This is a genomic window from Pseudomonas sp. PS02303 (assembly GCF_029959925.1).
GTDB classification, from domain to species: Bacteria; Pseudomonadota; Gammaproteobacteria; order Pseudomonadales; family Pseudomonadaceae; genus Aquipseudomonas; species Aquipseudomonas mandelii.
Window position 1 is genome coordinate 1 of the sequence record NZ_JASCOM010000181.1, and the last position, 12370, is coordinate 12370.

8 protein-coding genes are annotated in these 12370 nt (G+C 61.6%); 2 read left to right on the top strand and 6 right to left on the bottom strand.

What is annotated here, in order from left to right:
* Positions 1–68 precede the first annotated feature (68 nt).
* The 6 genes from QMX98_RS26095 to pilG form a co-directional block, all read right to left on the bottom strand.
* Positions 69–524, bottom strand: a complete 456-nt coding sequence (locus tag QMX98_RS26095) for a chemotaxis protein CheW (protein ID WP_010466875.1) — start codon at positions 522–524, stop codon at positions 69–71.
* Complete coding sequence (locus QMX98_RS26100; RefSeq protein WP_282411585.1) at positions 517–6417, bottom strand: Hpt domain-containing protein; 5901 nt, start codon at positions 6415–6417, stop codon at positions 517–519. Before QMX98_RS26100 ends, QMX98_RS26095 begins: the two co-directional genes overlap by 8 nt.
* 53 nt (positions 6418–6470) lie before the next feature.
* Positions 6471–8528 (bottom strand): methyl-accepting chemotaxis protein, encoded by a 2058-nt coding sequence (locus QMX98_RS26105; RefSeq protein WP_010466865.1) that lies wholly within the window; start codon positions 8526–8528, stop codon positions 6471–6473.
* 147 nt (positions 8529–8675) lie between these two features.
* Positions 8676–9215 carry a chemotaxis protein CheW gene (locus QMX98_RS26110; RefSeq protein WP_010466863.1) on the bottom strand — a complete coding sequence of 180 codons (540 nt, stop codon included), beginning with the start codon at positions 9213–9215 and terminating at the stop codon, positions 8676–8678.
* A gap of 10 nt (positions 9216–9225) precedes the next feature.
* Positions 9226–9591: a twitching motility response regulator PilH gene (gene pilH, locus QMX98_RS26115; RefSeq protein WP_008068134.1), complete on the bottom strand. Its 366-nt coding sequence runs from the start codon at positions 9589–9591 to the stop codon at positions 9226–9228.
* A gap of 57 nt (positions 9592–9648) precedes the next feature.
* Positions 9649–10053, bottom strand: a complete 405-nt coding sequence (gene pilG, locus QMX98_RS26120; protein ID WP_010466861.1) for a twitching motility response regulator PilG — start codon at positions 10051–10053, stop codon at positions 9649–9651.
* Positions 10054–10288: 235 nt separating this feature from the next.
* Here pilG and gshB point away from each other — a divergent pair, with 235 nt between their 5' ends.
* Together gshB and QMX98_RS26130 are read left to right on the top strand one after the other, a co-directional pair.
* On the top strand, positions 10289–11260 hold the full coding sequence (gshB, locus tag QMX98_RS26125) for a glutathione synthase (RefSeq protein ID WP_077747230.1): 972 nt from the start codon (positions 10289–10291) through the stop codon (positions 11258–11260).
* A 106-nt stretch (positions 11261–11366) separates the two neighbouring features.
* Positions 11367–12266, top strand: coding sequence for an energy transducer TonB (locus QMX98_RS26130; protein ID WP_083375545.1), 900 nt, complete (start codon positions 11367–11369; stop codon positions 12264–12266).
* Positions 12267–12370 lie beyond the last annotated feature (104 nt).

A 12370-nucleotide genomic window follows, 5' to 3' on the forward strand; every position in this document is an offset into this window, starting at 1 on the left:
GGCAAGCCTCGCTCCTACAGGTTTGGCGCAGTCCTTGTAGGAGCGAGGCTTGCCCGCGAAGGGGTCCGTCAGACTAGCCCGGCACTCACCAACAACTCCTCCAGCGCCAGCAAATCAGGCACCTTGGCCACTTGCTCCCCCACCTGCACCGCCGCCTGCTCCAGCGGACACAACGGCACATCGACGTAACTCAACTGACTGTCCAGTTTGTACGACCGCGGAATCCCCTGCACCAACAGCGCAATGAACTTCAGCTCCGGCCGCCCACCGAGTGCATTGAGAATCACGATGCGCGCGCGCTCGCCGATGACGGTTTTATTGCCGCACGCCGACTCGAAACTCAGCAACGGAATCTGCCGGTCCCGCCACGTCACCAACCCCAGGTACCACGGCGGTGTGTCCAGATCGAACGCCCCCGGTTGATAGTCAATCAACTCCGCCACCGCCACGTTGGGCAGAATCAGGTTGCGGTCAGCCAGGGGCAGCAGCAGGCCGGTGAGATTGCTGGTGCGATGCTCAAGCATGGGTTTTGCTCCACAACGCGATGCTGTCGAGCAGCACCGATTCCTGGTACGGCTTGCCGAGGTAGTCGTTGACGCCGATGGCCATGGCGCGGTCGCGGTGTTTCTGGCCGGTGCGGGAGGTGATCATGATGATCGGTAAATGCTGCAAACGTTCGTCGCTGCGCACCTGGGTCGCCACTTCGAAGCCGTCCATGCGCGGCATCTCGATGTCGAGCAGCATAACGTCGGGCATATGTTCTTCGAGCAGCAGCATGGCGTCGACCCCATCCTTGGCAGTCAGCACGTTCATGCCGTGACGTTCGAGCAGGCGGCTGGTGACCTTGCGCACGGTGACCGAATCGTCGACCACCAGCACCAGCAGCGGTTTATGCGGCTCGACCTCAACGTCCTGTGTCGCCGACTGTTGCGGCACTCGGGCCTGCATGGCGCGGATCGGCGCCAGCAAATCGAGAATCAGCACCACCCGGCCATCGCCCAGAATCGTCGCCCCGGATAACCCCTGCACCGACGCAAATTGCGGGCCGAGGCTTTTGACCACGATCTCCCGCGTGCCGGCCGTGGAATCTACCTGCACGGCGATGTGCCGCTCGTTGCATTGCACCAGCAACACTGGCAGCGGCAGGCTCTGGCCCAACAGTTTCGGGCGGGTGCTGGTTTTCAGCAGCTCGCCCAGATAACACAGTTCATAACGCTGCCCGGCGTATTCATAGGTCGGCGGATCGAGCCGGTAATGCCCTTCGAGCTCGTTGGGCAGCACGCGAACGATGCCGTCGATGGTGTTCAACGGGATCGCGTATTGATCCTCCAGACACTGCACCATCAGCGCGCGGTTGACCGACACGGTGAACGGGAGGCGAATCCGAAAGTGCACGCCCTGCCCCGGTGTCGAGTCGATGACCATGGTGCCACCGAGCTGCCGGACTTCTTCGTGAACCACGTCCATGCCCACGCCACGCCCGGAAATCTGAGTGATTTTCTCGGCGGTGGAGAACCCCGGTTGCAGGATGAATTGCAGCACATCGCGGTCGCTGACCTCGGCGTCCGGGGCCAGCAAGCCGCGCTTGATCGCCTTGCGCCGCACCGCGTCCAGCGGCACGCCCGCGCCGTCGTCGCGGATGTCGAAAATCATGTCGCCGCCCTCGCGGGACAGGTCGAGAGTGATTCGTCCCTGGGCCGGTTTGCCGGCCGCAATACGTACCTCGGCCGATTCCAGGCCGTGGTCCACGGCGTTGCGCAGCATGTGTTCCAGCGGCGCCGCCATGCGCTCAAGCACGTTGCGATCCATCTCGCCTTCGGCGTTGCCGACCACGAACTCGACGTCTTTACCCAGCTCGCTGGAGACCTGGCGGACGATGCGCCTCAAGCGCGGCAGCATGCGCTCGAACGGCACCATGCGCGTGCGCATCAGGCCTTCCTGCAATTCGGTGTTGATGCGGCCCTGCTGTTGCAGCAGGTTTTCCGCATCCTGATTGCGTCGATCGAGGGTTTCCTTGAGGTCGAGCAGGTCGGAGGCGGATTCGAACAGCGCCCGCGACAACTGCTGCAACTGCGAGTGACGGTCCATTTCCAGCGGATCAAACTCCTCGTAGCCCAGACGTTCCGCTTCGACTTGCTGGCGGCTGAGAATCCGTCCCTGGGTTTCGGTGTCGAGCCGTCGCAACTGATCGCGCATCCGCTCGATGGTGGTTTCCATCTCGCTCAGGGCCACCCGCGCATCGTTGACCTGTTGCTCGATACGGCCACGGAAGATCGAGGTTTCACCGGCCAGGTTGACCAGATCGTCGAGCAGTTCTGCCGAGACCTTGACCATGTCGACGCCCACTTCGGCTTGCGCCACCGGGGCGTCGGGTTTCGGCGTGGCGGGCACGATCACCGGCGTATCAAGAACAGCGGGATGGCTGAAGTTCTTGATCGCGTCGATCAACCGATCAGCCGGCGGCAAGGGCTGGCCGGCGCGGGCGGCGTCGAGCATTTGCGCCAGTCGGTCATGACTGCTTTGCAGCAGGGCGAACAGCGCCGGGGTCGGTTGCAGCACGCCAGCGGACAGACCTTCGTAGAGAAATTCCAACTCATGGGCGAGGTCGCCGATGGGTGCAATTTCCACCATCCGCGCACCACCCTTGAGCGTGTGCAGGTCGCGCAGCAGGGTTTCCACTTCCTGACGGTTCGACGGTTCGGCTTGCCAGCGCACCAGCGCCGCGCCGGAGTTTTCGATGATGTCGAAACCTTCCTCAAGGAAGATCTCCAGCAGCTCGGGGTCATGCCCCGGCGAGTCATTGGCCGGCGCAGGTTCCGCCACTTCGACGGTGTTGGCATTGCCTTGACGGAACTCGCGAATCGCCTCGATCAGCTCGCTCGGGGCACCCAGGGTGTGCTGGTTTTTCAGCTGTTCGAGCAACACCGCGAGCCGGTCATGGCTCTGTTGCAGCAACTGCGCAAGGGTTTCGCTGTAGCTGTAACGGTGGTCCACCAGGCCTTCGTAAAGACTTTCCAATTCATGGGCCAGGTCGCCGACCGGCTCGACCTCGGCCATCCGCGCGCCGCCCTTGAGAGTATGCAAGTCCCGCTGCAAGGACGACAGCGGCGCGGCGTTGTCCGGGTCGTTCAGCCAGCGCTGCAAGGCCTGGCCAGCACTCTCGAGAATATCCACCGCTTCTTCGAGGAAGATCGAAACGATCTCATCGTCCAGCTCGACCCGAGTCGCGGTCTGTTCCAGTTCTGCGGTGGCGCTGCCCAGTTCGCGGATGCTCAGGGTGCGGCTGCCATCGCTGCGGATCAGGCCCATGGACGATGGATCAAGGCTTTCATCGAGCAGGCCGCGCAAGGCACGGATGCGTTCCGGTTGCGGGCTGACTTCCTGGCCGGCGGCCAGTTCGTCGAGCATATTGATCAGCGCTTCGTGGGCACTTTGCGCCTCGTGGAAAAACCGGTCGCTGACTGCCAGGCTGCTCTCTTCCACCGCGCCGTACAGGTCGAGCAACGCTTCGCACAATTCATCCACCGGGTGCAGATCGGCTAGGTGCGCGCCTTCGCCCAAGGTGGTCAATTCGTCCAGCAACGCGCTGAGTTCCTGGCGCTCGCCGGGGTGCTGCTGCCAGCGCTGCAACAGGCTTTCGGCGTCCAGCAGGATGTCCATGCCCTGGGCCAGGAAGTTGTTGATCAGTTGCGGATCACGCTTGATTCGCAGCGCGGTGTTCGGCGCTTTCAACAGCGCATCCAGACGCTCAGCGAGCAGCGCCTTGGTGCGCTCGATCAGCAAATCGGCATCCGGTATTTCGGCCAGCGGATCAGTCTTGAGTTGCCGCAGCCCGAGACGGAACAGACCTTCGGCTTCCAGCAGCAGTTCGACTTCGTCGAGGTCGAGGGCGATCAGGTGCGCTTTGTATTCGCGGGCCAGTTGATCCAGCGGCGTCGCCAGCTCGGCGATCGGCAATACGCCGGCCATCGAGGCGCTGCCCTTCAAGGTATGCAACGCTCGCTGCAACTCGTCGCTGGCTTGCAGCGGCACGTGCTCGGCGGCTTGATCGAGGAAACGGTTGAGGCTGGCGAGATGGGTCTCGGCTTCCTTGCGGAAGATCTCCAGCAACAGCGGATCGAGGGCCGCGACGTCCTGGGTGTCCTCATCGCTGGCGGGCGTGTCGCCCTTGGCGAGGGCATGGGCGCGAGCGGCCAGTTGGTCGACCTGGTTGCTCTGGCGCTGGGCATTGGCGGCAAACTCGGCCACCAGTTGCGGCAGCAGCGCCAGTGCATCGAGGAGCAATTGTTGCACTGCCGCCCCAGGCGCAACGCTGCGCTCCAGCACGCGGTTGAGCAGGTTTTCCACCGCCCACGCCAGTTCGCCCAGCACCAGCGCACGGACCATCCGGCCACTGCCTTTCAAGGTGTGGAAAGCCCGGCGCAATTCACTCAACGCGGCGTTATCGTCCGGGTTGGCCGTCCAGCGCGGCAAGTACTCCCGGAGGATTTCCAGGACTTCATCGGTTTCTTCGAGGAAGACTTCCCGCAGCTCTTCGTCCACCGGTTCTTCGCCGGCGGGCGGTGGCAGCAGGCTGCCCGGGATGGTCAGCGCCGGCGGATTGACCGAAGACACCGGGCTGGCCAGGACATCGGCCAGCGACTGCACGGTATCGGGGTCATCGAGTTCTTGCAGGTCCTGCATCACTTGGGCTTCACTCGGGCTCAGCACATCCTCAAGCATCGGCACCTGTTGTTCACTGGGGAAAAACCCAAGGGACGCCAGGCTCTTTTCCGCCACGTCGAGCAGTTGTTCACCGGGTGCCTCGGGGTCGTCGCTGAGACGCTCCAGGTAATACTCGATGCTGGTGATGACGTCGGCCAGGCTGTCCAGTTCCTGCCAGCCGGGCTGGCCCGGGTCCAGCAGCAGATGCTCGCGAATGAAGTGGTTGCAGGCTTCGATCAGGCTCGCCGCACGACCCAACGGAATCATCGACAGCGCACCGCGTACCTGGGTCAGCAACGCCGGCAAGGCCTGCAAATGCTGGCGATCCCAGTCGGCGTCGATGTAGTCGACGATCATGTCCTTGGCCTGTTGCAGGCAGATGCGCGCTTCCTTGATCACGATCTGATGGATCTGCGTCAGATCGGTGGTCGGCAGGTGGCTTTCTTCCTGGCTCTCCGGCTCTACGGTGCCGACCATGCCGGCCAGCGTCGCTTCGACGTAGAGCAAGGCCCCGGCAACGTCCATGAGAATGGCGTCGTTGGGTTCGCGCTGGCCTTGGGCGAGGCTCAGCACCACCGCCAGTTGATCGATGATGACTTTGCGCGGCTGGCCGAAACCCAACACCGCCAGGGTGTCGGCGATTTGCCGCAACGGCGCCAGCAGGGTTTCGAGGTCCGAGGTGTGCTGGCGGTCGCTGCGCACAAACAGGTCCAGGCGTTCCTTGACCCGCACCAGCTCTTCACACAGCGCGGCCAGCACCGAGCGCATGGCGTCACGGTCCGGTCCGGCCAGGCGGGCGCGTTCTTCGTCGACCATTGCGCTGTCAGGCAGCGCGTCGTCCAGTGAGTAACGATCTTTCATGGTCAGCATCTGCCCGGTGGGATGTTCGGCCTTGGCAATGTAGAACAGCAAACTCTTGAGCAACTCCGGCGGCGCCGGCTGATTGATGCCGCGTATGCCCTGTTCGAGCAAGCGCTTGAGTTCTTTGTCGGCGTCCTTGAACAGGCTGCGCAGCGCCGGGCTGTTGGCAATCGAGCCGCCGCGCATGCCTTCGACCAGCGCCGAGGCGACTTGCCACAACGGGCTCAAAGGCGCGTTGCCGCACAGTCCTTCCAGGCGTGAAAAAACCTTGGTCAGATAACCAAGGTTAGTCTCGTCATCCTGCTCGCGCAGCAACCCGACCAACGCCATTTGCAGCATCTGCCGCAACTTGCGCAGCACATTGGCAAAATCCGCCGGTTCCAGCAGGGCCAGCGATTCTTCGTCCAACACCGGCAGGTCGAGCAATTGCGGGCTGAACAGGCTGGTTTCCGACAACAGGCTTTCGCCCCGGGCACTGCGTAAATCGTTGATCAGCGGCAGCACCACCAAGGGCAGGTCACGGCGCGCGCCTTGCACCCGGTCGAGGTAGATCGGCAGTTGCCCGAGGGCTTGCAACAGCAGATGAAGCGCCTCGTCGCGATGGTTGATGCGGTCTTGCTGCAAGGCGGTGGCCAGGTGTTCCATTTCTTCGGCGAGCAGGGCCGCGCCGTAGAATTCGACCATCTGCAAACTGCCGTGGACCTGATGGATGCACGCCAGGCAATCGCTCAGGGCGTGCGTCGCCTGGGGATCATCAAGCAGGGTTTCGATCGCTTGATGAGCCACTTTCAGCGTTTCGGCAATCTCGCCTTTGACCCACTCGAGGGCCACATAGTCGTGCCGATCACCCATAACCACTCCAAATCACTGCTCTACTCAAAAAAACCCGAACGCCTGCGGGCGCTTCACACTTTATCCGCCGCCTGCGCCTTGGCCGCCGGCAAGGTGAAACCGGACACCGAACGCCGCAGCTGACTGGCCATTTTCGCCAGGTTGCCAATGCTCTCGGCGGTGGCGGTCGAGCCCGACGAAGTCTGCGTGGTGATCTGCTGGATCACGTTCATGGTCAGGGAAATCTGACCGGCTGAAGACGTCTGCTGCTGCGCAGCGTTGGAAATACTCTGGATCAGCGCCGCCAGGGTCTTCGATACCCCTTCGATTTCTTCCAGCGCCACACCGGCATCCTGCGCCAGACGCGCGCCGCGCACCACTTCGGTGGTGGTCTGTTCCATGGAAATCACGGCTTCGTTGGTGTCGGTCTGGATCGCTCGTACCAGGGTTTCGATCTGCCGGGTAGCGGCGGACGAACGCTCGGCCAGACGCTGCACTTCGTCGGCTACCACTGCAAAACCGCGCCCGGCATCACCGGCCATCGAGGCCTGGATCGCCGCGTTGAGCGCAAGGATGTTGGTCTGATCGGCAATGTCATCGATCAGGCTGACAATGTCGCCGATTTCCTGAGAGGACTCGCCCAGACGCTTGATGCGCTTGGCGGTGTCCTGGATCTGCTCGCGAATGTTGTCCATGCCGTGGATCGTGTTGTGCACCACCTCGTTGCCCTTGTTGGCGATTTCCACCGAGCGTTCCGCCACCGCCGAGGACTCGGCAGCGTTGGCGGAGACTTGGTCGATGGACTGGGCCATGTCGTTGATCGCGGTGGAGGCTTCGCTGATCTGTTGCGCCTGATGTTCCGACGCCTGGGCCAGGTGCATGGCGGTGGCCTGGGTTTCCTGCACGGCGGCGGCGACCTGGCCGGCGGTGAGGTTGATGGTCGCCACCAGGTCGCGCAGTTGATCAACGGAATAGTTGATCGAGTCGGCGATGGTGCCGGTGAAGTCTTCGGTCACCGAGGCCGTCACGGTGAGGTCGCCGTCGGCGAGGTCTTCGATCTCGTCGAGCAGGCGCATGATCGCGGTCTGGTTGCGCTCGTTTTTCTCGGCGGTTTCGCGCAGCTGGCGGTTGGTTTCGCGAACCATCACCAGGCCGATAAGAATGATCGACATCAGCGCCAACAGGCCCAGCACGTAGCCGCCAATGGTGTCGGTGTCGCGCCCGCCGGCAAGGTTTTCGAACCCGCTGGCCAGGTGCGAGGCTTCGTCGAGCAGGGTCTGTGACAAGGTGAAGATGTTGGTCGCCGATTCGCGAACCTTGAACAGCTCGGGCGAGGTCTCGAGGATTTCATCCACAGAGCCGGAAACGAATTCGAACAGCTCGGAAATCTCGGTCAAGCGGGCACGCGCATCGCGGTCTTCGACCTGGCTGACTCGCAGCGACGTATTGCCCTGGAGCATGCCATTGAGTACCTGGCCGAATCGGGCAGCGTCGCGACCGAACGCGTCGGCGGCCTGTTGTGAATTTTCATCGCCGGACAGCACGGTGTTCACCGCGCCCAGGATGCGTTCGGCCAGCAGCGACTGACGCTGGGCCATGGCCACCTGAGCGGCCGGCGCGCCGCGCTGCAAGAGGATTTCGACGACTTTTTCGTATTCGACCTGCAACTGCGGCACGGTTTCGGCCAGCGTCGCGGCGACCTGATGCAGCGAGAGTACGGTCTGCTCGCTGGAGAGGATGGCGTCAGTGTTTTTCAGCAGCCGTTCCCAGTCCAGCTGAACGGCGCGCATTTCCGGGCGCACGGCGGACGGCGCTGGCGGCAGGCCGGTGGCCGGGTCGCCCTTCTTCAAGTAACCCCAGCGTTGGGCGAAGTCGTTGCGTGCATCGCTCAGCAGCTTGAACGCTGCCGCCTTGCCGGCAGCGGCTTCGGTGGCGTTTTTGGCGATGCGTTGGGACAGCACGCGCAGTTCGCCGGCGTGGCCGATGTACTGTTTGTCATACGTGGCTTGCGTGTTGAGGTAAGCGAAGTTGGCAAACAGCAGCATGATGAAGATGATCAGCGCGATGAACAGCACGATGATCTGCGAGCGGCTGCGCGATCCTTCTGGCTTGCCTGTTTTTGTTTTTATCATCGGTCCTCGCCTGTACTGCCTGATTCAACGACGCCCTTGTAAGAGCGAGGCTTGCCCGCGAAGCAGGCGCTACGGTCTTACGGGAACACCGCGTTTTCGTTCTTCGCGGGCAAGCCTCGCTCCTGCAGGATTGCGGCGTCGCCTTGATTACAGCGCTACATGCATAAAGCTTTGCGACTGCGCCAGCGTAAACGGGCTGAATATTTGCCACGTCTGCTCACGCTGAAACCGGCCCTGGACGAACGCGGCAATCGGCCCGTGCAGATCGGCCATCGACACCGGTTCGAGACTGTCCTGGGCAAAGTGCTGCAAGCCGAAGACTTCGTCGACCATCAACCCGGCAAACACTTCACCGTGCTCCACCACCAACACCCGCCGCTGTTTGCGCAGGGTCGACTGCTCATGTCCGAAGAAGCTGCACAAATCCATGATCGGCAGCAATCGTCCGCGCAAGTTGGCCACACCCTTGACCCAGGGTTTGACGCCCGGCAATTGGGTGAAACGCGGTTCGTGCAGGACCTCGCTGACTTCGCCCATGGGCGCGACGTACCAGTTTTCGCCCAAGCGAAAGCCGATGCCGCTCCAGCGGTCCTGTCGGGTTGGCTGGGATGGCAGATCCGCCGCAAGCAGACGACAGCGCTGGTCAATCTGCAGCAGCAGTTCGAAAGCCGTCAGCGACTCGGTCATGGCCGGACGATCAACCGGCCAGCACGTTGTTCAGGGTTTTGATCAGGGTCTCTTCGTCCACCGGTTTGGTCAGGTAATCCTTGGCGCCCTGGCGTGTGCCCCAGACTTTGTCGGTTTCCTGATCCTTGGTGGTGATGATGATCACCGGGATGTGCCCGGTTTCCGGGTCTTTGGTCAACTGGCGGGTCGCCTGGAAACCGTTGAGGCCGGGCATGACGATGTCCATGAGCACCGCGTCGGGTTTTTCCTGACGGGCCAGGGCCACGCCGTCGGCGCCGTTTTCGGCTTTCAACACTTCATGACCGTGCTTTTCCAGCATGCCGGTCAGTTTGTACATTTCGGTCGGCGAATCATCGACGATCAGAATACGTGCCATGGTCTTCCCCATTCTTGTCAACGCCGGGCCCGCTGGCCGAGCGTCACTGTGCGTGTCCTACTGCGGCAAAACGGCGGCGAAGCCCGGTACATGGGCCTGGATCGCGTTCAGCAGTTCTTCCTTGCTGAAAGGCTTGGTCAGAAACTGGTCGGAGCCGACGATGCGCCCCTTGGCCTTGTCGAACAGCCCGTCCTTGGACGACAGCATAATCACTGGCGTGGACTTGAACGCACTGTGGTTCTTGATCAACGCGCAGGTCTGATAGCCATCCAGGCGCGGCATCATGATGTCGACAAAGATGATGCCGGGATGGTTATCGGCAATCTTGGCCAGGGCATCGAAACCATCGATGGCCGTGATGACTTCACAACCCACGTTTTTCAACAGCGTTTCGGCGGTACGACGAATCGTCTTCGAATCGTCGATCACCATGACCTTCAAGGCGCTGGAATGCTGTTCCATAAATGCTCTACCGTCGCCTTTGCGAATCAAATTGTCCGTTTACGGACCTTCGGTGGCTCGAAACCCTTGATGTTCAAGGGCCAGCACGACATGGCAGCCTTTTTAGCACAGTCTCCAACACCAATCTATCGGGCGACTGACACGGTGGTTTTTCCTTGACCGGGAACACACTGGGCGCCAATCTGACGCCACTTTTTCGTGTCCATCCGGACCACCCCAATTCGAGGAAAAACCCATGAGCGTTCGCGTCGGGATTGTCATGGACCCTATTGCCAGCATCTCCTATAAAAAGGATAGCTCGCTGGCCATGCTGCTGGCCGCACAGAAGCGCGGCTGGGAACTGTTCTATATGGAACAGAGCGATTTGTACCAGGCCGAAGGTGAAGCCCGAGCGCGGATGCGTCCGCTGAAAGTCTTCGCCAACCCGGAAAAATGGTTCGAACTGGAAGCCGAGACCGACGCGCTGCTGAGCGATCTTGACGTGATCCTGATGCGCAAGGATCCGCCATTCGACATGGAGTTCGTCTACTCCACGTACCTGCTGGAGCAAGCCGAGCGCGCTGGCGTGCTGGTGGTCAACAAGCCGCAAAGCCTGCGCGATTGCAACGAAAAGCTGTTCGCCACGCTGTTCCCGCAGTGCACGCCGCCGACCATCGTCAGCCGTCGCCCGGACGTGCTGCGCGAGTTCGCCGATCACCACGGCGATGTGATCCTCAAGCCGCTGGACGGCATGGGCGGTTCGTCGATCTTCCGTCACACCGTCGGCCACCCGAACCTGTCGGTGATCCTCGAAACCCTGACCTTGCATGGCAAGCAGCAGATCATGATCCAGGGTTACTTGCCGGCAATCATCGATGGCGACAAACGCATCCTGATGATCGACGGCGAACCCGTGGATTACTGCCTGGCACGGATCCCGGCCGCCGGTGAAACCCGTGGCAACCTGGCGGCCGGCGGTCGTGGCGAAGCCCGCCCGTTGACCGACAAGGATCGCTGGATCGCTGCTCAGGTCGGCCCGACCCTGCGTGAGAAAGGCCTGCTGTTCGTGGGTCTGGACGTGATTGGTGAGCACCTCACCGAAATCAACGTCACCAGCCCGACCTGCATCCGCGAGATTGATAATGCGTTTGGCACCGACATCGGCGGCATGCTGATGGATGCCATAGAGAAGCAGCTGCAAGCTTCAAGCCGCAAGCTGCAAGCTTGAAGCTGACGCCCTACAGCTTGTCGCTTGATACTTGTAGCTTGAAGCTAAAAACCAACATTGCGTTATCATGCCGAGCCCGTAAAAACGCGATGTTGGTTTTTTTGTCATGACACTTCCGTCCGATCTGCCCCCTGAACTCGCCCATCGTGGCGTGCGCCCGGCCGATCGCCTCGGATTTACCCTGTTTCTAGCGGCGCTGATTCACCTGGCCTTGCTGTTGGGCGTCGGGTTCACGATGGTAGAACCCAAGCAGATCAGCAAAACCCTGGAAATCACCCTCGCCACCTTCAAAAGCGAAAAGAAGCCTGCGAAAGCTGATTTCCTTGCCCAGGAAAATCAGGAAGGCAGCGGCACCCTGGATAAAAAGGCGATTCCCAAGACCACCGAGGTCGCGCCCTTCCAGGACAACAAGGTGCAGAAAGTCACGCCACCGCCGGCCGCCAAGCCGCCAGTGCCGGAAGCTGCGCCCAAGGCTGCCGTGACCACGGTCGCGCCGAAGCCGAAAAAAGCCCCGGCCAAGAACGAAGAGATCAAGCCGATAACCAAGCCTGCGGTGGCGGCGCCGACGTTCGACACTGAACAGCTGTCCAGCGACATCGCCAGCCTGGAAGCGGAACTGGCCAACGAACAACAGCTGTACGCCAAGCGCCCACGCATCCACCGCCTGAGCGCTGCTTCGACCATGAAAGACAAGGGCGCCTGGTATAAGGACGAATGGCGCAAGAAGGTCGAGCGCATCGGCAACTTGAATTACCCCGACGAAGCGCGACGCAAGCAGATCTACGGCAATTTGCGCCTGATGGTCTCGATCAACCGCGATGGCTCGCTGTATGAAGTGCTGGTGCTGGAATCCTCCGGGCAACCGCTGCTGGATCAGGCGGCGCAGCGGATTGTGCGGCTGGCGGCACCGTTTTCACCGTTTACCGGGGATTTGTCGGACATTGATCGGCTGGAGATCATCCGCACATGGAAATTCGCCCGTGGGGACCGGTTGTCCAGTAATTGATCAATTGATTGGGGTGATTGAGCCGGCGCCTTCGCGTGCAAGCCTCGCGTCTACAGGTCATGCGCCACTTTTGCGGTACATACCGAACCTGTACGAGCGAGGCT

Bases quoted from the DNA above. Each gene is read 5' to 3' on its own strand.
- QMX98_RS26095 (WP_010466875.1), bottom strand. From the start codon at position 524: ATGCTTGAGCATCGCACCAGCAATCTCACCGGCCTGCTGCTGCCCCTG.
- QMX98_RS26100 (WP_282411585.1), bottom strand. From the start codon at position 6,417: ATGGGTGATCGGCACGACTATGTGGCCCTCGAGTGGGTCAAAGGCGAG.
- QMX98_RS26105 (WP_010466865.1), bottom strand. From the start codon at position 8,528: ATGATAAAAACAAAAACAGGCAAGCCAGAAGGATCGCGCAGCCGCTCG.
- QMX98_RS26110 (WP_010466863.1), bottom strand. From the start codon at position 9,215: ATGACCGAGTCGCTGACGGCTTTCGAACTGCTGCTGCAGATTGACCAG.
- pilH (WP_008068134.1), bottom strand. From the start codon at position 9,591: ATGGCACGTATTCTGATCGTCGATGATTCGCCGACCGAAATGTACAAA.
- pilG (WP_010466861.1), bottom strand. From the start codon at position 10,053: ATGGAACAGCATTCCAGCGCCTTGAAGGTCATGGTGATCGACGATTCG.
- gshB (WP_077747230.1), top strand. From the start codon at position 10,289: ATGAGCGTTCGCGTCGGGATTGTCATGGACCCTATTGCCAGCATCTCC.
- QMX98_RS26130 (WP_083375545.1), top strand. From the start codon at position 11,367: ATGACACTTCCGTCCGATCTGCCCCCTGAACTCGCCCATCGTGGCGTG.